At 48.0% G+C, this 1,150-nt stretch carries 1 pseudogene (only partly in view); it reads left to right on the top strand.

Going from position 1 to position 1,150, the window contains the following annotated elements:
* Nucleotides 1–1,150, top strand: a pseudogene (locus L650_RS0113125) (DUF1501 domain-containing protein) (its annotated part extends 68 nt beyond the left edge of the window); the annotation flags it as partial.

Below are 1,150 nucleotides of genomic sequence, written 5' to 3' on the forward strand. Positions count from 1 at the left end.
AGCCGCTTTAACTAGCTTGCAGCTACAAGCGTTAACGGGGGCAACTAATGCAATAGAACTCGGTGATTATAAAGCCCTAGTGTGTGTATTTTTATACGGCGGAAACGACTCACTGAATATGTTGCTACCCCTTGAGGGAGAGCAGCGTAGTTTATACGAGCAAAGCCGGCAAAACCTCGCAGTAGACAATCCGCTAGCGTTAAGTGTTTCTCAGCAGTTTGCAGGTGGCGTGGGTATTCATCCCTCACTTGCGCCTTTACAGAGCGTGTTTGAGTCGGATGATTTAGCCTTTGTTGGTGGCGTAGGCACTTTACTTACCCCCACCACATTAACAGATTACAAAAATAACGCGGTGCCTTTACCTAAGCATTTATTTTCGCATAACGATCAGCAAGCGTCATGGATGTACGGCCGAGAAAAAGCCTCTTTAAACAGTGGGTGGGGCGCACGTATGCTAGAGCGATTAGCTGTAGAGGATCAGTTTGCGGCAAATATCTCTCTCGATGGCACTAATTTATGGCAAACAGGCACAAATACCAGTGCCTTTGCGCTTAACAAAAGTGGCATAAGCACAATTAACGCCTTTGGTGGTTATCAGCCCCGCACTGAGCACGTTACTAACATAATGAACCGCTTGCTAGGCAATGCAAGCCATGTACTAGGGCGTGAATATGCGAATGGCTTAAATAGCGCAATTACCAACACGCAAACGATGAACAGTGCGCTTGAACAAGCCCCAGCGCTTACTACCACCTTTAGCGATACTAGCTTGAGTGAGCAATTAGCCGCGGTGGCCAAAGCTATTAGTGTGCAGTCGTCGTTAAGTACACAGCGCCAAGTATTTTTTGTCTCTATGGGGGGATTTGACACCCACGATGATCAGCTTACTGCGCACCCTGCGTTATTAAATACGCTAGCTCAAGGGCTCAGCGAGTTTAACAGTGCCATGAAAGAGCTAAACATGAATGATAAAGTCACCACCTTTACTATGTCGGACTTTGGCCGCACGCTCACCTCAAACGGCGATGGCACAGACCATGGCTGGGCGGGTAATCAAATAGTAATGGGCGGCGCGGTAAAAGGCCGTTCTATTTATGGCCAGTTACTTACTCAGCAATTAGAGGGTGAATACGATACCGGAGGCGGGCGG

This window comes from Pseudoalteromonas sp. TB51, from assembly GCF_000498055.1.
Lineage (GTDB): Bacteria > Pseudomonadota > Gammaproteobacteria > Enterobacterales > Alteromonadaceae > Pseudoalteromonas > Pseudoalteromonas atlantica.